The organism is Bacillus sp. MT(2024) (assembly GCF_036362845.1).
GTDB classification, from domain to species: domain Bacteria; phylum Bacillota; class Bacilli; order Bacillales; family Bacillaceae; genus Bacillus; species Bacillus velezensis.
Map to the genome: position 1 here is coordinate 2,378,054 of NZ_CP143632.1, position 19,338 is coordinate 2,397,391.

Annotated in this window: 22 protein-coding genes; 8 read left to right on the forward strand and 14 right to left on the reverse strand. The window is 46.0% G+C overall.

Annotation, left to right across the window (positions count from 1 at the left end; all coding sequences use genetic code 11):
* Window positions 1-54 precede the first annotated feature (54 nt).
* The gene (loaP, locus tag VP472_RS11445) at window positions 55-585 is read left to right on the forward strand and encodes an antiterminator LoaP (RefSeq protein ID WP_003153257.1); all 531 of its coding nucleotides are present in this window, start codon (window positions 55-57) and stop codon (window positions 583-585) included.
* Window positions 586-927: 342 nt separating this feature from the next.
* On the opposite strand, the gene VP472_RS11450 is transcribed toward loaP, so the two are convergent.
* Window positions 928-1,806 carry a LysR family transcriptional regulator gene (locus VP472_RS11450; protein WP_102422725.1) on the reverse strand — a complete coding sequence of 293 codons (879 nt, stop codon included), beginning with the start codon at window positions 1,804-1,806 and terminating at the stop codon, window positions 928-930.
* A 138-nt stretch (window positions 1,807-1,944) separates the two neighbouring features.
* Here VP472_RS11450 and VP472_RS11455 point away from each other — a divergent pair, with 138 nt between their 5' ends.
* From VP472_RS11455 to VP472_RS11465, 3 genes are all read left to right on the forward strand, one after another.
* Window positions 1,945-2,268 (forward strand): GlpM family protein, encoded by a 324-nt coding sequence (locus tag VP472_RS11455; protein ID WP_015240166.1) that lies wholly within the window; start codon window positions 1,945-1,947, stop codon window positions 2,266-2,268.
* A 139-nt stretch (window positions 2,269-2,407) separates the two neighbouring features.
* Entirely contained in the window at window positions 2,408-3,424 is a 1,017-nt protein-coding gene (gene namA, locus VP472_RS11460) for an NADPH dehydrogenase NamA (protein ID WP_102422724.1), read from the forward strand.
* A 113-nt stretch (window positions 3,425-3,537) separates the two neighbouring features.
* Window positions 3,538-4,311, forward strand: a complete 774-nt coding sequence (locus VP472_RS11465) for an alpha/beta fold hydrolase (RefSeq protein WP_102422723.1) — start codon at window positions 3,538-3,540, stop codon at window positions 4,309-4,311.
* Between the two features lie 49 nt (window positions 4,312-4,360).
* Here VP472_RS11465 and rpmG read toward each other — a convergent pair whose 3' ends face one another.
* On the reverse strand, window positions 4,361-4,510 hold the full coding sequence (gene rpmG / locus VP472_RS11470; RefSeq protein ID WP_003153246.1) for a 50S ribosomal protein L33: 150 nt from the start codon (window positions 4,508-4,510) through the stop codon (window positions 4,361-4,363).
* Between the two features lie 78 nt (window positions 4,511-4,588).
* Entirely contained in the window at window positions 4,589-5,515 is a 927-nt protein-coding gene (gene rnz, locus VP472_RS11475) for a ribonuclease Z (protein ID WP_146277145.1), read from the reverse strand.
* A gap of 208 nt (window positions 5,516-5,723) precedes the next feature.
* Here rnz and zwf point away from each other — a divergent pair, with 208 nt between their 5' ends.
* Window positions 5,724-7,193, forward strand: a complete 1,470-nt coding sequence (zwf, locus tag VP472_RS11480; protein WP_053573216.1) for a glucose-6-phosphate dehydrogenase — start codon at window positions 5,724-5,726, stop codon at window positions 7,191-7,193.
* 91 nt (window positions 7,194-7,284) lie between these two features.
* On the opposite strand, the gene gndA is transcribed toward zwf, so the two are convergent.
* Together gndA and VP472_RS11490 are read right to left on the reverse strand one after the other, a co-directional pair.
* Window positions 7,285-8,694: an NADP-dependent phosphogluconate dehydrogenase gene (gene gndA, locus VP472_RS11485; protein WP_003153241.1), complete on the reverse strand. Its 1,410-nt coding sequence runs from the start codon at window positions 8,692-8,694 to the stop codon at window positions 7,285-7,287.
* A 108-nt stretch (window positions 8,695-8,802) separates the two neighbouring features.
* The gene (locus VP472_RS11490) at window positions 8,803-10,047 is read right to left on the reverse strand and encodes a DNA polymerase IV (RefSeq protein WP_003153240.1); all 1,245 of its coding nucleotides are present in this window, start codon (window positions 10,045-10,047) and stop codon (window positions 8,803-8,805) included.
* A gap of 75 nt (window positions 10,048-10,122) precedes the next feature.
* Between VP472_RS11490 and VP472_RS11495 the strand changes: the two genes are divergently transcribed.
* Together VP472_RS11495 and VP472_RS11500 are read left to right on the forward strand one after the other, a co-directional pair.
* A complete protein-coding gene (locus VP472_RS11495; protein WP_003153239.1) occupies window positions 10,123-10,404 on the forward strand; it encodes a hypothetical protein in 282 nt (93 codons plus the stop codon).
* A 32-nt stretch (window positions 10,405-10,436) separates the two neighbouring features.
* On the forward strand, window positions 10,437-11,273 hold the full coding sequence (locus VP472_RS11500) for a membrane protein insertase YidC (protein ID WP_070082081.1): 837 nt from the start codon (window positions 10,437-10,439) through the stop codon (window positions 11,271-11,273).
* 119 nt (window positions 11,274-11,392) lie between these two features.
* Here the strand turns inward: VP472_RS11500 and VP472_RS11505 are convergent, their stop codons facing one another.
* The 3 genes from VP472_RS11505 to mce are packed head-to-tail and all read right to left on the reverse strand — an operon-like array spanning window position 11,393 to window position 14,463.
* The gene (locus tag VP472_RS11505; protein ID WP_003153237.1) at window positions 11,393-12,508 is read right to left on the reverse strand and encodes a tripeptidase T; all 1,116 of its coding nucleotides are present in this window, start codon (window positions 12,506-12,508) and stop codon (window positions 11,393-11,395) included.
* A gap of 16 nt (window positions 12,509-12,524) precedes the next feature.
* Window positions 12,525-14,048 carry an acyl-CoA carboxylase subunit beta gene (locus tag VP472_RS11510; protein WP_373364972.1) on the reverse strand — a complete coding sequence of 508 codons (1,524 nt, stop codon included), beginning with the start codon at window positions 14,046-14,048 and terminating at the stop codon, window positions 12,525-12,527.
* Window positions 14,035-14,463 (reverse strand): methylmalonyl-CoA epimerase, encoded by a 429-nt coding sequence (gene mce, locus VP472_RS11515; protein ID WP_069473494.1) that lies wholly within the window; start codon window positions 14,461-14,463, stop codon window positions 14,035-14,037. Before mce ends, VP472_RS11510 begins: the two co-directional genes overlap by 14 nt.
* 93 nt (window positions 14,464-14,556) lie before the next feature.
* Between mce and prli42 the strand changes: the two genes are divergently transcribed.
* The gene (gene prli42 / locus VP472_RS11520; RefSeq protein WP_007408390.1) at window positions 14,557-14,652 is read left to right on the forward strand and encodes a stressosome-associated protein Prli42; all 96 of its coding nucleotides are present in this window, start codon (window positions 14,557-14,559) and stop codon (window positions 14,650-14,652) included.
* 13 nt (window positions 14,653-14,665) lie between these two features.
* On the opposite strand, the gene VP472_RS11525 is transcribed toward prli42, so the two are convergent.
* The 6 genes from VP472_RS11525 to brxB all read right to left on the reverse strand — a co-directional run bounded on the left by VP472_RS11525 (window position 14,666) and on the right by brxB (window position 19,182).
* Window positions 14,666-15,196: a L,D-transpeptidase gene (locus VP472_RS11525; protein ID WP_003153233.1), complete on the reverse strand. Its 531-nt coding sequence runs from the start codon at window positions 15,194-15,196 to the stop codon at window positions 14,666-14,668.
* A gap of 70 nt (window positions 15,197-15,266) precedes the next feature.
* Entirely contained in the window at window positions 15,267-16,220 is a 954-nt protein-coding gene (locus VP472_RS11530) for an aromatic acid exporter family protein (RefSeq protein ID WP_003153231.1), read from the reverse strand.
* 76 nt (window positions 16,221-16,296) lie between these two features.
* Window positions 16,297-17,019, reverse strand: coding sequence for an arginine ABC transporter ATP-binding protein ArtM (locus VP472_RS11535; protein ID WP_003153229.1), 723 nt, complete (start codon window positions 17,017-17,019; stop codon window positions 16,297-16,299).
* Window positions 17,012-17,671 (reverse strand): arginine ABC transporter permease ArtQ, encoded by a 660-nt coding sequence (locus VP472_RS11540; protein ID WP_069473495.1) that lies wholly within the window; start codon window positions 17,669-17,671, stop codon window positions 17,012-17,014. The genes VP472_RS11535 and VP472_RS11540 overlap by 8 nt, the downstream gene beginning before the upstream one ends.
* Window positions 17,672-17,732: 61 nt before the next feature.
* Window positions 17,733-18,500, reverse strand: a complete 768-nt coding sequence (locus tag VP472_RS11545; protein WP_003153224.1) for an arginine ABC transporter substrate-binding protein ArtP — start codon at window positions 18,498-18,500, stop codon at window positions 17,733-17,735.
* 244 nt (window positions 18,501-18,744) lie between these two features.
* Window positions 18,745-19,182 carry a bacilliredoxin BrxB gene (gene brxB, locus VP472_RS11550; protein ID WP_003153223.1) on the reverse strand — a complete coding sequence of 146 codons (438 nt, stop codon included), beginning with the start codon at window positions 19,180-19,182 and terminating at the stop codon, window positions 18,745-18,747.
* Between the last annotated feature and the right edge of the window lie 156 nt (window positions 19,183-19,338).

Genomic DNA, 19,338 nt, shown 5'->3' on the forward strand with positions numbered 1-19,338 from the left:
ATTAAATACTTTCTTTGTATAATAATTTCTTATTATTCTAAGGAGGATCCAGTCATGAAATGGTACGCACTTTTTGTAGAGTCGGGAAAAGAAGAAGCAGTTCAAAAATTTCTGCGTCTGCAGTTTGATGAGCAGGCTCTCTACTCAATCATACCCAAGAAAAAAGTCACAGAACGAAAAGCCGGAATCAAATACGAGGCACTCAAAAAGATGTTTCCGGGATATGTTCTGTTTAAAACAAAGATGACAGAGCGGACATTTCATAAAATCAAAGAACTCCCCATTTCATGCAGAATCGTGAATAACGGCGCATATTATTCCAAAGAGCGCAAAACCTATTTCACGACAATTAAGGATGAGGAAATCCTCCCTATTATCAGGCTGATCGGAGAAGGAGACACTGTAGATTATTCAAAAGTCTATATTGAAAATTCAAAAGTAACCGTTGCCTCAGGGCCTCTTAAAGGAATGGAAGGCATTATTAAAAAGATCGATAAAAGAAAAAGACGCGCCAAAATCTGCCTGTCTTTTATGGGACTGGACAAAATGGTCAACGTCGGAATTGAAGTGCTCTCCAAGCCCTAGCATTTCAAAAAAAGCATCAACAGCATGTGCCGTTGATGCCCTTTTTATATAAACAGACGAAAGCCCGACATCAAAATAACCCCGCTCACCACCGTCACGGTCAGACTTTTTGTTTTCAAGGCATAGTTAACCTGAAGCCGGGCTGCGCCTATGAGACAATCACATTTAGGGGAAGAATCCATTTTAATCAAGAGCGGTGAATTGACGGTTTAGCTTCATGACGAAAACCATGTGCTGACTTCGGGCGGTGCCGCACAGTTATTTTCATTCCTCGGATGAACCGGTGACATATTTTATGCTGGTCTATTATCCTGAACCGGCTTAAACGCATATCAGGCTTCTTCAGACAGAAGCCTGATGGACCGCAACCCATTCTTGTATGCATTGAATCAGTTTCTGGACAGAAGGTGTCTGCGTCTCCCTTGCATGAGCTGTCAAAATGCCGAGCTGCCTGGAGACATACCGGTCGAACCGTTTGATGAGCACATCACAATCATTCACCAAAAGCTGCGGCAAGATGCTGATCCCCAGATTGTTCCGCACCATTGCAATAATCGCTTCATCCCCTCTGATTTGATAAGCGACCCGCGGTGTGATCTTTTCTTCCTTCAGCACTTTCAGCACATCAAAATGTGTCTCCGGATAAGGCACGATACATTTGACGGACTCCATGACATGTAACGGAACCGTTTCACATTGCGCCAATTCATGCTGCGGGCTCATCACCGCTACAATCGGGTCCTCGGCCAACGGGTAAAAATGCCACTTCTCGCTGTGGGATGTCCCGATCGCCGCATCAATCCGGTCATCTTTCAGCCATTGTTCCAGCTCAGTAGAATTTCCTTCAAACAAATGCACCTTAATAGAAGGATACAGCTCATTAAATTCCCTCAAAATTTTCGGCAGCCATTTTACCGCCACGCTCGTAACAGTGCCGAGCCGGACTTCCCCTCTTTCTAACCCATTAATATTATCAACGGTTTGAGACAGTTTTTCATAGTTTTTTTGAATTTCCTTCATAATATGTAACACTTTCAACCCATTTGCGGTGGGCCTCACTCCATGCCGCTGTCTGATCAAAAGCGGAAAACCGTACTCTTCCTCTAATTTACTGATCATTTGGCTGATGTTCGGCTGTGTGTAATTCAATATGGCAGCGGCTTGGGTCAGGCTGCCGCTTTCTACCGTTTTAATAAAGGCTAAATGCTTCTTTAAATCCAACCGGCTTCATCTCCCAGATATCATTCTTTATTATCCAATGCATTAGTTATATTTAGTTTACTTATACATCAATCAAAAATAAAATGGCAATGTCTCCATCATTATACTTGATAACAAACAGAAGGTGAGCGTTTCAGCATGAGTTTTCTCATTCAATTTTTTATCGGCGGCACCGTTATGGTGGCCGCCGCGTATTTAAGCAAGTCGAAATACTTATTTTTATCAGGCGTTATCACCCTGCTGCCGATCATGACGTTATTGAATATTCACTTGCAGCTGAAAAATATGAGCCCCGACGATTTCAGAGCCGCTCAAAAAAACGGAATATTCGGTGCCTTCGGCGCAGTGATCTTCATCAGCAGTATTTTCATCCTGACAAACTGGTTCAAAGGAGGCCACGCAGTCATCGGTGCGTTTCTCATCTATATTTGCTATATGATCGGCTGTAAATGCCTGTTATGAAGATACGGCCACGCTGTGTATAAAAAAATGCCCGTCCAGAACAATAAGAACGATCTGTTCAGTTGTGAGCAGTTTATATGACTGAATGATCATGAGTTGTTATAATCAATGTCTAAAAACATTCCGGGAGGCGAAATAAATGGCGAGAAAATTATTCACACCATGGAGCGTTAAAGATGTAACGATCAAAAACCGTATTGTTATGGCACCGATGTGCATGTATTCCTCACATGAGAAGGACGGAAAACTGCAGCCTTTTCATATGGCGCACTACATATCGCGTGCAATCGGACAGGTCGGCCTGATTATCGTGGAAGCGACAGCCGTTAATCCTCAGGGGCGCATTTCCGATCAGGATTTGGGCATTTGGAGCGATGATCATATCGAAGGTTTTGCCAAACTGACGGAACAAGTGAAAGCGCAAGGATCTAAAATCGGCATTCAGCTTGCGCACGCCGGACGTAAAGCTGAGCTTGAGGGAGACATTTACGCTCCGTCAGCTATTCCGTTCGATGAGCAGTCCAAAACACCGGCTGAAATGACGACAGAACAAATTAAAGAAACCATTCAGGAATTCAAACAGGCAGCGGCGCGCGCGAAAGAAGCCGGCTTTGACATTATTGAACTTCATGCCGCACACGGCTACTTAATGCACGAATTTTTGTCCCCTCTGTCCAATCACCGTACAGACGAATACGGAGGCTCACATGAAAATCGCTACCGCTTCTTAGGCGAGACCATTGAAGCCGTCAAGGAAGTCTGGGACGGCCCGTTATTTGTCCGTATTTCTGCATCGGATTATACAGACAAAGGGCTGGACATTGCGGATCATATCGGTTTTGCGAAGTGGATGAAAGAACAGGGAGTCGACCTCATTGATTGCAGCTCAGGCGCACTCGTTCAAGCTGATATTAACGTCTTCCCCGGCTACCAAGTGAGCTTCGCGGAGAAAATCCGTGAACAGGCCGAAATTGCAACAGGCGCCGTCGGTTTGATAACGACGGGAACAATGGCGGAAGAAATTCTGCAAAACAACCGCGCTGACCTTATTTTTGTCGCGAGAGAACTTCTGCGCGATCCGCACTTTGCAAGGAGTGCAGCGAAGCAGCTGAATACTGAAATACCGTCACCGGTCCAATACGACAGAGCATGGTGATGAAGAGACAGCCGGAGTTTTTCGATCCGGCTGTCTCTTTTTTTATTTTTCGAGAAACGATTGCCGAAGCTTCTCCGTCTTCCCTATAGAACCAATTAGAGGAGATGACTCCAATGAAAGCAGCATGGATGGAAAGGACATATCTGATTGACGGGTGTCCGTTTTATACGAAACACCGTAAAGGCGCCGGCGAAGTGACGATCGTCTTTGAAGCCGGCTACGGCACTTCTTCTGAAACATGGACATCATTACTCGCTGACATAGATGAAGAATTTGGGGTTTTCACATATGACAGAGCCGGAATCGGCAAAAGCGGACGAAGCCGAAACAAGAGGACGGCGGACCATATGGTACAGGAATTAAACGCTCTTCTTCTGAAGGCCGGCGTCAAGCCTCCTTACCTTGTCGTCTCGCATTCATACGGCACGATTATCAGCAGACTTTGGGCGAGCCGGAACCGCCGGGATATTCTCGGGATGGTGCTGCTTGATCCGGTTTCTGAGGATCAGGAGACGAAAGTGTTTCCGCTTCTTCCTGAAGAAATGAAGGCCGCCTATTTGAAACAGTTCAAATTGGAAGGATCACACGCGGAATTTTTAACGAGCCTTAGGCAGATCAAGCATCAGCAGATTCATTTCGGCGATATGCCGCTGTTGATTTTATCATCGGGAGAGCGGGATGAGCGCTTAAAGCACGCTCATGAACAATGGGTGAAACTGCACAGAAGCATGCTTGATGTCTCTTATCAAAGCGGATGGATTCAGGCCAAAAACAGTTCTCATGCCATTCACCACGATGAACCGCACATCGTCCACCTTGCCATTTATGATGTTTGGTGCGCGGTGCGCCAGCAAATGAATGCTCCTGCCTATCAGGCGGTAAACTGATAAAACAAAAGCCATTGTGCAACGGCACAATGGCTTTTGTTATCGTGATCTATTTTGTCTCACGATGCAAAGTATACTTTTTCAACCGGGGTGAATACTTTTTCATTTCTAACCGGTCCGGATTCGTCCGTTTGTTCTTCGTCGTGATATAATTTCTGTCCCCTGTCTCTGTACAGGCCAATGTAACATTCACACGCATCATTTTCACCCCTTATATAAATCGTAATTATTACGTTTTATTATATCTCATCAGAAAAAAATGTCAAGCGTCTATTTTTTAAGACCGCTCCACAGTGACCTCCATGAAGTCAAATGCGATCTTACTGTTCTCAAATACCGCTTTCGCCTCATGTTCGAGACGCTCTATCGGCGATTCACCCTGATACCTTGCGCTGATATGAGTTAAGATCAGCTGTTTGGCGCCTGCTTTTTTTGCCGTTTGCGCAGCCTGTTCTGTCGTCGCGTGATAATAATTATGTGCGAGCTTTGCATCTTCCTTGGCAAACGTCGCTTCATGAACAAGCACATCCGCATTGCGCGCAAGCTCCGTTACCCGCTCTGATGCCCTCGTATCCCCGGAAAAAGCGACGATTCTCCCTTTTTTCGGGGATTCCAGAAAATCCTGCCCGTTAATGATTCTGCCATCGTCAAGTGTGACCGTTTCGCCTTTTTTGAGTTTCTGATAGACGGGTCCGGGCGGGATATTCATTTCTTTCAATCTGCCGGCCTGCAATGCGCCGGGAATATCTTTTTCCTGAACCCGGTAGCCGAACGCTTCCACACCGTGAATGACGGATGCTGCGGTAACAATGAATTGCTCATCTTCAAAAACCGTCCCCTCTTCGATTTCATGTACGGTAAGAGGATACGTCAGATGAGTCGCCGTCACGTTCAGGCTTGTTTCGATAAAGGCTTTAATGCCTTTTGGCCCGTAAATCGTCAGCTCTTCTTCACCGCCCTGAAATGAACGGCTCCCCAACAGACCCGGAAGACCGTAAACATGGTCGCCGTGAAGGTGGGTGATGAAAATCTTTTCAATTTTCCTCGGTTTGATTGTTGTATGTAATATCTGATGCTGAGTGGCTTCTCCGCAATCAAACAGCCATACGGAACGCCTTTCTTCAAGAAGCTTCAGCGCGACGGACATTACGTTTCTCGTCTTTGCCGGCATGCCGGCCCCCGTCCCTAAAAATAATAATTCCACAATGCTTCCTCCTAGATCTTTGTACTACTAAGGATACAGGATCAGACTGAAAATGTGAATTCACCCGGGCCTTCTCCGGCCTGATTAATTTTTTTCCGCAAACCGCAAAAAACAGGCTGAAATGTTTGCTTTCAACGAATTTTAGATTTAAAATGAAGGAAATATGCGGGGTTTTAAACCATGCTTCAGATAAAGTGAGGTACTCTAAGTGAAAACAAACGACAAACCAAAAGCAGTAATTGTAATATTTGGTGCCACAGGGGATTTGGCAAAACGAAAACTTTACCCATCCATTCACCGTTTATATAAAAATGGTCAAATTGGTGAAGAGTTTGCAGTTGTAGGTGTTGGAAGAAGACCTTGGTCAAACGAGGACCTCCGGGAAACGGTTAAAACGTCTGTTTCTTCTGCCGGGCAAAAAGACATAGACGATTTCACATCTCATTTTTATTACCATCCGTTTGATGTAACGAATCCGGGTTCCTATCAGGAGCTGAATGTCCTGCTGGATCAGCTTGAACATACATATGAAATCCCGAACAACAGAATGTTTTACTTGGCGATGGCTCCTGAGTTTTTCGGCACGATCGCAAAATCACTTAAAAACGAAGGTGTCACAGCGACAAATGGCTGGTCCCGTCTCGTCATTGAAAAACCGTTCGGCCATGATCTGCCGAGTGCGAAAGAGCTTAACAAAGAAATACGCGAAGCTTTCACGGAAGATCAAATTTACCGGATCGACCATTACTTAGGCAAACAAATGGTTCAAAATATCGAAGTCATCCGGTTTGCGAATGCGCTGTTTGAGCCGCTGTGGAATAACCGCTACATCTCAAACATCCAGATTACGTCAAGTGAAGATCTCGGCGTTGAAGACCGTGCGAGATATTATGAAAAATCAGGCGCACTCCGTGATATGGTTCAAAACCATATTTTACAAATGGTCGCTCTCTTGGCGATGGAACCGCCGATTAAACTGAACACGGAAGAAATCCGCAGCGAAAAAGTGAAGGTGCTGAGAGCTCTCCGCCCTGTCGCTCCAAACGAAGTGAGTGACTTCTTCGTCCGCGGACAATACCAAGCGGGAAAGATTGACGGAAACGCTGTACCGAGCTATACAGATGAACAAAATGTAGCACCGGATTCCAATACGGAAACATTCGTGTCCGGAAAGCTGTTAATCGATAACTTCCGCTGGGCCGGCGTTCCGTTTTATATCCGCACAGGGAAACGGATGAAAGAAAAATCAACGAAAATCGTCGTTCAATTTAAAGACATTCCGATGAACCTTTATTACGGCAATGAAACGAATGTAAATCCGAACCTGCTTGTCATCCATATTCAGCCGGATGAAGGCATCACACTATATCTGAACGCTAAAAAATTAGGCGGAGCCGCTCATGCTCAGCCGATTAAGCTGGATTACTGCAGCAACTGCAGTGATGAAATGAACACACCGGAAGCCTATGAAAAATTAATCCATGACTGTCTGCTCGGTGATGCGACAAACTTTGCCCATTGGGACGAAGTGGCGCTTTCCTGGAATTTCGTCGATGCGATTTCCGAAACGTGGGCAGCCGACAAAACCCTTTCTCCGAATTATGAAGCCGGGTCAATGGGACCGAAAGCTTCGGACGATCTTCTTGAAAAAGACGGCCTCCACTGGTGGAATATATAAGAAAAAATTAAAAAACCGCGGCGCCGTTCATGACGGCCCGCGGTTTTTAATATCAGGAAAAGCCCCCGCAATCAATGCGGGGGCTTCTTCATTACTTCATCCATTCAGTATGGAAAATGCCTTCTTTATCTGTGCGTTCATACGTATGCGCGCCGAAGTAATCACGCTGCGCTTGAATCAAGTTTGCAGGAAGCACTGCCGTACGGTAGCTGTCGTAATACGCAAGTGCGCTTGAGAACGAAGGTACCGGCACGCCTTGGGCTACGGCAAGTGAAATCACTTGGCGAAGGGCGCCTTGGTAGCTTTCTGCAATGTTTTTGAAGTAGCTGTCTAACAGCAGGTTGTCAAGCTCCGGTTCACGGTCATATGCGTCTTTGATCTTTTGCAGGAACGCCGCGCGGATGATACAGCCGCCGCGGAAGATCATCGCGATTTCACCGTATTTCAGATCCCAGTTATATTCTTCAGACGCGGCTTTCATTTGGGCGAAGCCTTGTGCGTAAGAACAGATTTTACTCATGAAGAGCGCTTTTCTGACCGCTTCAATCAGCTCTTCTTTATTTTCAGTGACCGGCTTAACGTCTGGTCCGGACAGAAGGCCGCTTGCTTTCACACGCTCTTCTTTCATTGCGGAAATGAAACGCGCAAAAACAGATTCAGTGATAATCGGAAGCGGCACGCCTAAGTCAAGAGCGCTTTGGCTTGTCCATTTACCCGTTCCTTTTTGGCCAGCTTTATCAAGGATGACGTCAACAAGCGGTTTGCCCGTTTCTTCATCTTTTTTAGTGAAAATATCAGCCGTGATTTCAATCAGATAGCTGTCAAGCTCTCCTTTGTTCCACTCAGCGAATACTTCGTGAAGCTCTTCGGCAGACAATCCGAGCACCTGTTTCAGAATGAAATATGACTCAGAGATCAGCTGCATGTCACCGTATTCGATACCATTGTGCACCATTTTTACATAGTGCCCCGCTCCGTCCGGGCCGATGTATGTCGTACAAGCTTCTCCGTCCACTTTAGCAGAAATGGCTTCTAAAATCGGTTTTACGAGTTCGTGCGCTTCCTTTTGGCCGCCCGGCATAATAGAAGGCCCTTTCAGCGCTCCCTCTTCACCGCCTGATACACCCGTTCCGATAAAGTGAATGCCGCTTTCGGCAAGCTCTTTGTTCCGGCGCTGTGTATCTTTATAGTATGTATTTCCGCCGTCAATCAAAATATCGTCTTTTTCCAGATGAGGAAGAAGAGATTGAATCGTCGCATCCGTTGCAGTTCCCGCTTTAACCATTAATAAAATTTTACGGGGTGTTTCAAGAGACTGGACAAACTCCTCAATGCTGTATGTGCCGACAACATTTTTGCCTTTTGCCTCTTCTAAAAACTCTTCCGTTTTGCTGCTTGATCTGTTGTATACAGACACAGAAAATCCCCGGCTTTCGATGTTAAGAGCCAGATTTTTACCCATTACCGCAAGACCGATAACTCCGATTTGTTGTTTTGACATATTCTAACGTCCCTTCTTCAAACGTTTAACCATTTTAAAATTTAAATTAAAATAAAATGATATTTATACTAAAGAAATTATCATACATAACCCCTTTTTTCAAGTTATTCACCTTTTCTTTTCATCCTGAAAAAAGTCTCTGTTAAAGCTCGTTCCCCTTGTTTTGCTTTCTTCTTTTTTTATAACGGCGCCTTTTCTGATCAGGTTTTGGCCGTACTTTTCATTCAGCTCGTTCATCATCTGAAAAATCGGCTCATCCTTTGCGTCCTCCTTGAATGAAAACAGATCAAGCTGTTTATACGCCTGCTGTTTTTCAACCAGTTCCGTCCCGGTGATGCCGAGAAGCCTTACCGGATTTTGGTTCCAGTGCTTGTCAAACAGTTCCATCGCCGCTTCCATGATGTCTTTTTTCTGATCAGCCGGATTGCTGAGGGTCATGCTTCTTGTGACCGTTTTCCAATCCGCATACCGAATCATGATGAACAGCCGGCAGGCCATGACCTCCTTACGCTGGAGCCGTTCGCTCACAGACAGCGCGAGCCGGTCAAACACGCCCGTTAATTCATCCCAGTCAGCCGAATCATGCGACAGGGTGGATGAGTTGCCGACGCTTTTAAATTCATAAATCCGCTCGGGATTGACTTCTGCAGGATGGATGCCGTTCGCTTTATCCTTCAGCCTCGGGCCGTTTATGCCGAGAAGCGTTTTCAGCGCATGTTCATCTCCTTTTGCCAAATCACCGATCGTTTTGATGCCGAGCGTTTTTATTTTTTCCGCAGTTTTCGTTCCTATACCGTGCATCTCTTCTATCGGAAGAGGCCATAAGACGTCCGGCAGCTCTCTTTTTCTTAAAATGGTGATGCCGAGCGGTTTTTTCATGTCAGACGCCATTTTAGCGAGAAATTTATTCGGGGCGATGCCGATGCTTGACGGAAGCAAAAGCTCTTTTTGCAATCTCGCCTGAATGTCTGCGGCTGTCTCATACGCCCTGTGTCTGTGCGGTGTGTCCGTAATATCCATGTATCCTTCATCAATAGAAACAGGCTCGACTAAATCCGTATACTCTCTCAGAATGCTGAACATTTCTTTTGACGAACTCCGGTAGCGGTCAAAATTCGGAGGCACGACGATGAGTTCCGGACAGAGGCGTTTTGCCCGCCACACCGGCATGGTGGTCTTTACGCCCCGCGCTCTCGCTTCGTAGCTGCAGGTGACGATGATTCCTTTCCGTTCCTTCACGTTTCCGGCAACGGCGATGGGTTTTCCTCTTAAAGACGGATCATACGCCATTTCTACAGAGGCATAAAAACTGTTCATATCGATATGAAATATAATTCTCCCTTTTCCGGCCACTCCCGGCGCCTCCTTTCCTTACATAGACAACCTTATATATATGTAGTAAAATAAGAGCTGAATGGATGTGATAAAATGATTCTTGAGTCAATGAATGACTTTTTATTTTTAGTCGATTTTTTCACAATTATTCTTCCCGCTCTGACCGCGATCGGCATCGCTTTTCTTTTGCGTGAGCGCCGCGCAGGCGAGCATTGGAGAACGAAACGAATAGATGAACATCAAGCAGTCGTTCAGCTGAACCGAACAGACTTTCTTATTATTATATATCATCGCATTACAACTTGGATACGTAAAGTCATCCGCATGAATTCACCGGCGAATGATGATGAAGATGTCAGCTTCCTCCTTTTATAACGGCAAGTGAAGATAAAAAGGAGGAGACATAATTGTCTAAAACATATCAAAAATGGATTGCATTCGGATTGTTTTTTATCGTACTGTGCACAGGCCGCTCGGCTTTTGCCGCGACATCTCAGACTCAGACGGGAGGCCTCGGGAATATCGGTTTTTTCCACGATTACCTGATCGAGCCGTTTTCGGCACTTTTAAAAGGGGTGGCGGGCCTGTTCCACGGTGAGTACGGACTGTCGATTATTCTGGTGACGATTATCGTCCGGATCGTTGTATTGCCTTTGTTTGTGAACCAATTTAAGAAACAGCGGGCGTTCCAGGAAAAAATGGCTGTGATCAAACCGCAGGTCGACAGCATCCAGGCTAAAATAAAACAAACGAAAGATGCGGAAAAACAAAAAGAACTGCAAATGGAAATGATGAAGCTTTACCGTGAGCACAATCTGAATCCGATGGCAATGGGATGTCTTCCGATGCTGGTGCAATTCCCGATTTTGATCGGTTTTTATTACGCCATCCGCTCAACGCCGGAAATTGCTTCACACTCATTTCTGTGGTTCAGCTTAGGGCATTCTGATATTCTTGTATCACTGTGCGCGGGGGCCATGTATTTCTTACAGGCTTATATTTCCCAAAAATTAAACGAGAAATATTCACCGGCTGCTCAAAATCCGGCCGCGATGCAGTCAGCAAAAATCATGGTCTTTATTTTCCCTGTCATGATGACCGTTTTTTCGCTTAACGTACCGGCTGCGCTGCCGCTTTACTGGTTTACAAGCGGACTGTTTTTGACAGTGCAGAACGTACTTTTACAGCAGACGCATCATAAAAAGAAACAGGCTGCGGCTCAGGCGGAGCCTGCCAAATCATAATACTGAAACCCTGCCGGAACGTATCCGGCAGGGTTTTTTTCTTGTATCTGCAAAGCTTTACGCCAATTATCTTATCATGAAGAATGAAAAAAGCACCCAATCAACTGGGTGCTTCGTTTTTAGTTGGCCGCTGTTTCGATAATGGCAACGACCATTTCCGCCGTTTTGACGAGCTCTTCAATCGGCATTTTTTCATTTTTCGTATGGATTTGTTCATAGCCTACTGACAGGTTGACTGTCGGAATGCCGTGGCCGGCAATGACGTTTGCGTCACTTCCGCCGCCGCTTGTCTGAAGTTCGCTCGGACGGCCGATTTTTGCCGCCGCTTTTTTCGCGACTTCCACAACCTGATCGCCGTCCTGATATTTGAAACCCGGATACATGACCGCGATGTCCACTTCCGCGCGGCCTCCCATCTCAGCTGCAGCAGATTCGAAAGCTTCTTTCATTTTCTGCACTTGCGCTTCCATTTTTTCAGGCACTAATGAACGCGCTTCAGCCAGAATATCAACCTGGTCGCAGACGATATTGGTTTGCGTGCCGCCTTCGAAACGTCCGATATTAGCCGTTGTTTCTTTATCAATACGGCCGAGCGGCATTTTAGAGATTGCTTTTGATGCGATGGTAATCGCGGAGATGCCTTTTTCCGGTTCCACTCCCGCATGAGCCGTTTTCCCGAAAATGGTTGCTCTCACTTTCGCTTGTGTCGGCGCGGCTACAATAATGTTGCCGACTTTTCCGTCTGAATCAAGCGCAAAACCGTATTTCGCGGTAATGTCTGAACGATCCATTGCTTTTGCCCCGACTAATCCCGATTCTTCTCCGGCCGTGATAATGAATTCAATGGTGCCGTGCTCGATGTTTTGTTCTTTCAGCACTTTAATGGCTTCAAACATTGCGGCAAGACCCGTCTTATCATCAGCGCCGAGAATCGTCGTGCCGTCGGATTTTACATAGCCGTCTTCCACAATCGGCTTAACGCCTTTGCCCGGAACAACCGTGTCCATGTGCGATGTGAAATAAATCGTATCCGCATCTTTTGTGCCCTTTAACGTACAGATTAAGTTGCCGGCTCCATGCCCCGTCACTTCTTTTGTATCATCTTCTTTTACGCTCAATCCTAAATCAGTGAATTTTTGTTTGAGCACCTTGCTGATTTCCGCTTCATGTTTTGTCTCTGAATCAATTTGAACGAGTTCAAGAAATTCTTCAAGCAGACGTTTTTCGTTTACCATTTTCAGTTCCCTCCGTTTAAAGCGGTATATTACCGTGCTTTTTTTTCGGTCTTTCCTCTTCCTTATGCGCAAGCATGTCAAATGCCTGAATCAATTTTTTCCTCGAGTCTTCCGGCCGGATGATATCATCCACCATTCCGCAGGCCGCCGCTTTATACGGACCGGCGTTTTCCTTTTCGTATATGGCTTTTTTTTCGCGCTTCGTTTTTTCCGGGTCGCCAGAAGCCTGTATGTCTCTGCTGTATAAAATCGACGCCGCGCCTTCCGCTCCCATCACGGCGATTTCCGCATTGGGCCAGGCGAATACAAGATCTGCCCCGAGCCCTTTCGAATTCATGGCGACATAGGCGCCTCCGTAAGCTTTTCTGATGATGAGCGTCACTTTCGGCACCGCCGCTTCGGCAAAAGCATACAGCAATTTTGCTCCGTGACGGATGATTCCCGCATGTTCCTGCTGAAGGCCCGGAAGAAATCCCGGAACATCAGCGATCGTCAATAGCGGAATATGAAACGCGTCGCAAAAACGGATGAATCTCGACGCTTTGTCAGCGGCATCAATCGTGAGGCTCCCCGCCAAGTGTTTCGGCTGGTTTGCGACAACACCGACTGTACGCCGTCCGAGTTTCAGAAAACCGACAGCAATGTTTTTGGCAAAATACGGCTGAATGTCAAAAAACGTTCCGTCATCCGCCAGCTCTTTTATTACCTGTAACACATCGTAAGGTTTCGAACTGTCCGCGGGAACGAGGGTGTTTAATAACGGTCTGGCGTCTTCCTTTTTAACGGGTAATGCCGTCTGTCCGCCGTGCGGGAGATAAGAAAGCAGGGTTTTCACAGCGGAAAGTGCCTCTTTTTCCGTTCGTGCAGAATAGTGGGCATTTCCGCTTATCACATTATGTATTCCCGCACCGCCTAAACTTTCCGCGTCAATCTGTTCACCCGTCACCTGTTCAATGACTTTCGGGCCTGTAATAAACATGTGCGACGTATGTTCCGCCATAATCACAAAATCAGTCAAAGCGGGTGAATAAACAGCACCGCCGGCACACGGCCCAAGGATGACAGAAATTTGCGGAATCACTCCCGAGTAAAGGACGTTGCGCCTAAAGATATGACCGTATCCATTTAATGATACCACACCCTCTTGAATTCTCGCACCACCTGAGTCGTTCAGCCCGATGATCGGGGTTTTGTTTTTCGCCGCCAGATCCATTACCGCCGCGATTTTTTCCGCATGTGTCTCGCCGAGCGTCCCGCCGAGTACGGTAAAGTCATGGGCAAACAAATACACGGGCCGTCCGTCAATTGTGCCGTATCCGGTAACAACGCCGTCTCCCGGAGCATTCTGGCACCCGGGCGTGCGGCTTTTGGCAAACGGCTGCAGCTCTGAAAAACTGTCTTCGTCCAATAGATAGTCAATTCTTTCTCTTGCCGTCAGCTTGCCTTTTTTGTGCTGTTTTTTATTTTTTTCCGCTCCGCCGCCGTTTGTTAAAAAGGAGCGTCTTTCGTTTAAGTGTCTGATATGATCACTCATGCTCATCTTGAGTTTCTCCTTTTTCAATTGTTTCACAAAGCTCAATCAGGACGCCGTTTGCCTCTTTTGGAGAGAGAAATGCGATCTTCTTCCCGCCCGCTCCGTTTTGCGGTTCATGATGGATCAAAGTCATGCGGCATGATTCAAGCTCCTTGATCGTTTCCTTCATATCGGCGCAGCGGAATGCCAAATGATGCAGCCCTTCGCCTCTTTTCTGTAAAAAAGAGCTGACGGGAGACGCGTCCGACAGCGGCTCAATCAGCTCAAGCTTTGTGCCTCCCGCTTCTAAAAAAGCAACTCTCACATTTTGGCCGTTTACCAGCTCGTCTCCCATATACGTAAGCCCGAGCATCCGTTCGTAAAATCCTCTCGCGGCTTCAATAGAGCTGACGGCAATGCCGACATGATCAAGTTTTTTCATAGCGCGGCCACCTGCTTTCCGCCATAGGATATGGCTTGTTCATACAAGCAAAACACGTTAAAATGGTAGACAGTAATCTTAAGGAGTGAAACAATGTCTCAAAAATTTATGAAAAGCGCCGTCATCGTCATTTTGGGCGTATTTATACTTTCAACCCTCCTCTCAGGCATTATGATGTATTTGCGGTAAAAAAGCAGGCGCCTCATTGCAAGGGGGTTTCCTGCTTTTTTATGAGGGCTTTCCGCTCTATTGCAATGTCCTCGAATGAGCGGTTTTCTTTTGTAATCAATACTTTCGTTCCGGGAGGGATAATCCGGAAAATACGGATGACATCCCGGTTTTTCATACGGATGCAGCCGTTTGATACAAACCCCCCGATCAGCTCTTCTCTGTTTGTTCCGTGAATGCCGTATATTCTGCCGTCGGTGCCTTTCGCATCAAAACCGATCCAGCGGACGCCGAGCGGGTTTTCCGGCGCGCCTCCCTCTACATTTTTCTTCCGGTAATACGGATTGACGGCTTTGACCGTTACCGTAAATTCTCCTTCAGGCGTCAAATCATCCGTTTTTCCCGTCGCTACCTGATAAATGCCTTCTATTCGGTTATCCTTCACAACAGCAAGCGCGTTTGTGGCTTTATTGACGATAATATAAGGGTCACCCGGCAAAGGGTTCGCGCCAAGCGGCCAAAGCGGAGACAGCAGCAGGGCGGCTGACAATAAAAAAAATCGCATGGGCTCCCCTCCTTTTTTCATTAGAATGACCAATGAAAGGAGGACTCATGCGATTGATCCATATGTTTTTTTACAGCTTGATGCCTTTGAAATAACTTTTAATCACGAGATATTGTTCCATCTCACCGAGGAGGTGGAACAAAGCCGCCCGCGCTTCAAACTCCTCGCGCGTTGCCGGGAGCGGCATTTCTTCAAATTCCGTTCTCATTTCTGCAAGTCTTTTTAAAAATTTATGAGCGGTATTGCCGGGATGAATGGCTTCCCTTAATTCATGGATGAAATGGGCGATTATTTTTCCCTGCTCCACCGTTATTGAAATAGAGGTAATCTTCGGCAGCAGCCGTTCAATGATTTCAAATTGTTTCTGTCTCATCTTAAAATAATGATAGTAGAGATTTTCATGGCGCAAAATATGATTCTGCACGTCCCGATAGGCGAGGTTTTTCGCCTCTTGAATCATCTGATGCGTCTCCGGTATTTCCTTCCCCGTCCAATCTTGCTCACCAGTTAACAAATACCGTTCGATTTCGGCGAAGATGACGGAAAAGTTGTCCTCGATTTTTTTCCTGTACGCTGCGAGTTTTCTGTCGAGGCTCGGCATATACAGATTCATTAACAGCGCGACGCCGATACCTACGGTGATCAGCTGGAACTCATTCCAGATAAACGCCATCGTAATGCCGCCGGACATATATAAATGAAGAATGATTACTGAGCTGGTGACGATCCCTTCATTTATTTTTAAAACGACTGTAGTCGGAATGAACAGCACCAGCAATATTCCGATCGCAAACGGGTAATAGCCGATCAGTCCGAAAAAGACATATGAAAAGACGATCGCCAATAAACAGGCGGCAAATCGGGCCCACGAGGCCTGAAGCGACCGCTTTTGCGTAATTTGGATGCACAATATGGTGATGATTCCTGCGGATGCGAAGTTTTGCAGATGCAACAGCTGGGCTAAATAAATGGCCAGCGCCGTTCCAAGTGCGGTCTTTAGTGTCCGGTAACCGATTTTAAACATTGCTTGCTCCATTCTGTTTGTTTCTTTCTCAAAAAAAAGAAGAAGAGCATTCTTCTTCTTTTCTTACAGTTATATTTTATAATATTTTTTCTAAAAAGTCCTGTGCTCTTTTTGACTTCGGAGAAAGAAAAAATTCTTCCGGCTGACCGTCTTCCACGATCGTCCCTTCATCCATAAATAATACGCGGTCTGCGACTTCTTTGGCAAATCCCATTTCGTGCGTGACGATCACCATTGTCATGCCCGTCTGCGCGAGCTCTTTCATCACCTCAAGAACTTCTTTGACCATTTCCGGGTCAAGAGCCGAGGTCGGTTCATCAAACAGCATGATGTCAGGATTCATGGCAAGCGCCCGCGCGATGGCGACCCGCTGCTTCTGTCCGCCTGACAAACGGTTCGGATAGTCGTTCCGTTTGTCAAGCAGTCCGACTTTTTCAAGGAGAGCGCACGCCTTTTCCTCCGCCTCCTTTTTAGACTCTTTCTTCACGCTGACCGGCGCGTATGTGATATTTTCAAGCACCGTTTTATGAGGAAACAGATGAAAATGCTGAAATACCATGCCGATATTTTCCCGCACTTTCAGTTTATTCGTTTTAGCTGCGGTGATTTCGTTTTCTTTAATGGCAATCGTTCCGCCGCTCGGGGTTTCCAGCAGATTTAAGCAGCGCAGAAACGTTGATTTGCCGGAACCGGAAGGGCCGATGACAGCGACGACTTCCCCTTCTTCGATCTGTGTTGAAATGTTTTTCAGTACTTCATGTTTCCCGAATGATTTTGACAGGTTATCGACCTTAATCATTGGCTTTCAGCTTCCTTTCTACGCCTTTTCCGATGAATGCTAAGATCAAAACGAGCACGTAATAGATTAAGCCCGCCACAATAAGAGGTTCTAAATAGTTGTATGTTGCGGCGCCGGACTGGTAGGCCCGTCTCATAATGTCTCCGAGACCGATTACCGTGACGATCGCCGATTCTTTCGTCAAGGTGATTAATTCGTTAATAATAGCCGGAGAAATGTTTTTAAACGCCTGCGGCAGCAGCAGATCTTTCATCATTTTTCCGTACGGCACGCCGAGAGCGACGGCAGCCTCTTTTTGTCCTTTGTCAATTGCGTTGATTCCCGCTCTGATAATTTCAGAGACGTAAGCGGCTGAATTGAGCGATAATGCGGTGACCGCCGCCCAAAATTGATCGATCTGAAAGCCGAGAAGCTGCGGCATTCCGAAATAGATGATCATCAGCTGCAGCACGAGCGGCGTGCCGCGGAATATCGAAGTATAAAAATCCGCAATCCATTTCAGCGGACTGATCATGCTGATTTTAAATAAGCTGAGCACGATTCCTAATACAAGACCGATGACCGCTGAAACGAGCACAATTTTTAATGTGACCGCAAGGCCTTCCAATATAAAAGGAATTTGGGGGATTGTCGCTGAGAAATCCAAATTCATACGTGTGATCTCCTTTGTCTTTATTCAAGATAAAAAGCTCAACGAAAAGTTGAGCTTTCTTTTATTTCTCGTTGGTGAACCATTTTTTCTTCAGTTTTTCGATTTCTCCGTTTTTCTCCATTTCTTTCAGCGCTTTGTTAAACTTCGCTGTCAGATCACTGTCTTTGCGGAACGCAATCGCGGAGCCCGATTCGTCTGATTTCGCATCTGCTGACGCAAAGCCCTGCAGATCGTTATTTGAACTGAAATAGCCTTGTGCTACGATGTCTTCGATAATCGCGGCATCAAAACGCCCGGATTTGATCTCTTCCGTTAAGTCTGAGATCCGGTTGCGGTCTTCGAGCTGAAAACCGTATTTCGAAGCGAGCTTCTTGCCTTTTTCCTCTTGAATGGAGCCGAGCTGAACACCGACGGTTTTGCCTTTCAGATCATTCAGGGATTTAATGCTGCTTCCCTTTTTCGTAACGATCATATTGTTAGCAGTATAATAAATATCAGAAAAATCAACTTGCTTTTTCCGTTCCGGCGTAGGTGTCATTCCAGATAAAATCATATCTACCTGCTTGGACTTTAAGGCTGTAATCAGGCTGTTGAAGTCCATGTCCTGCACCTCAACGTCATAGCCGGTCTTTTTGCCCAGAGCTTTTGCCAGATCAACGTCAAACCCGGTGATCTGATCGCCGTCTTTATATTCAAATGGTTTATAGTCAGCCGATGTACCCATAATCAGCTTGTTCTTTCCGCCCTCTGAGCCTGAATTGCCTGATCCGCAGGCGGACAGCGCAAAGGTGATACATGCGGCAGCTAATACCAACAGCCATTTCTTCATGATTCATTTCCCCCATATCTACTGATCTCTTAAATTTGAATATTTATTCGTTAACTTGTATTTTAAACACTTTTTAATTGTGATGCAATACTATTTTTGAAAAATATATTTTCCTTTCTCTGTTTATTATAGTCATTGTTTTTCCGATTAGTGACAGCTGAACGCCGGTGTATAAATATTTATATTTATACAGTTTCCATATAAAAAACCCCGCAAGCGCTCGGCTCCGGGGTTTTTCTTTCACTTATACTTCTTCACAATATTCTTCAAATGCTTCCTGCAGTTTTGTGACAACGGCCATCGGCTCATGGCCTTCAATTTCATGGCGTTCCACCATTTTCATGATTTTCCCGTCTTTTAAAATGGCAAATGACGGAGAGGACGGCGGATAGCCTTCAAAGTATTCTCTCGCTTTGGCTGTCGCTTCTTTATCCTGTCCGGCAAATACCGTCACAAGCTGATCCGGGCGTTTATCGTAATGTACGGAATGGTACGCGGCAGGCCGTGCAATACCGCCTGCGCATCCGCACACAGAGTTGACCATAACGAGTGTCGTTCCTTTTTTCGAAAGCGCTTCGTCCACTTCCTCAGCGGTTTTCAGCTCTGTATACCCGGCGGCCGTGATTTCCTGGCGGGCTTGACGCACGACATCATTCATAAATAAATTAAAATCCATATTCAACTGGGACCTCTCCTTTTTGATCATCTCTTCTTATGATAGCAAGGAACCTCCCTATCGGCAAATGACACCGCTCATATCCAATTGTTTTTTGTCCCTTTTATGTACCCGATGTAAGTTTATGACCTTTTAAAAACGGGAAACTTGTTAAAGAGATTG